2 protein-coding genes are annotated in these 1,021 nt (G+C 69.9%); both read right to left on the reverse strand.

Features of this window, described 5'->3' with window-relative positions:
* Nucleotides 1-466, reverse strand: a 466-nt coding sequence (gene pilP, locus ACEN88_RS32590; RefSeq protein WP_413346390.1) for a type IV pilus biogenesis protein PilP, incomplete at its 3' end; no start/stop codon positions are given.
* A partial coding sequence (gene pilO2 / locus ACEN88_RS32595) for a type 4b pilus protein PilO2 (RefSeq protein ID WP_413346392.1) occupies nucleotides 456-1,021 on the reverse strand: 566 nt, incomplete at its 5' end. The genes pilO2 and pilP, both read right to left, overlap by 11 nt.

Raw genomic sequence — 1,021 nt, forward strand, 5'->3', positions numbered from 1 at the left:
GGACCGCGGGCGGCAGCGGCAAGGCGGATCCGAATTGCAGCTGGGGCGGCGCCGCCTGCGCCAGGCGGACCCGCTGTTTGCCCTTGCTGACGATGACGTTGCCCGGCGCGATCGACACCACCCGCATCCCTTTCGGCAACATGTCGCCGGGCTGCACCTCGATGACGGTGCCGTCGCCCAGTTGCAGAGTCGCGAACACCGCGCGCCCCACGCCCTCGACGCCGCGTACCTGCGGATCGCCGGCGCCGGGCGCATGCGTGAGCGCTGTGGTGGCCGCCTGGATCGTGGCGATCTGGTTCTGCTTCATGAGGATGCTGCCCTGCACGTCGAGCTGGCGTTCGCGCGCCTTCAGCAGCAGCGTCTCGCCTTCGATCCGGCTCAGCTTTTCGGCGGTGGGATCGGCGTACGCGTGGGCGCAGCCGAGCAGGGACACGAGCAGCGCGCACCAGAGGGATTTATTTGACATACATGACTCCTTCGATTGACCAGTGACCGGCCCGGTTGACGATCCGGTCGATACGCACGCCGGGCCGGTCCAGCAGTTCGGCCAGGGCCGTGGGCAACAGCCCCTGGCTGTCGCAGCTGAACGAATACGCCTGCCACTGCGGCGCGGGCGGCCGGGTCTGCGTCTGCGCCTGCTGCGTCGCCGCGGCCGGAGGCACGCTGGCGATCCTGAATGCGATGCCCATGTGTTGCAGTTCGGAGATGATCGGTTCCATCAATGCGCGGCGTTCGAGCAGCGCCTCGGGCGGGCGCCGTTCGAGCCGGAGCGGCACGGCCAGGGTGGCCTTCTCGCCGCCCAGGTCGAACACGGCATCCGGCACCTCGGCACGCAGCAGGTCCAGCGTGGAACCGTGGCGCGACCATGCGTAGCTGGCCGTGTCGGCGGTGCAGACGTACTCGTCGAGCAGCCAGCCGCCGGCGGCAAGATGGCCCAGTCCATCGACGCAGGCCCTGGCCAGGCTCGTCGGCGTCGGCTTACCGCCCCACGGCGGCGGCATCAAGGCGGCCAGCGCCAAGG

This window comes from Massilia sp. CT11-108, from assembly GCF_047302915.1.
Lineage (GTDB): Bacteria > Pseudomonadota > Gammaproteobacteria > Burkholderiales > Burkholderiaceae_D > Telluria > Telluria orientalis.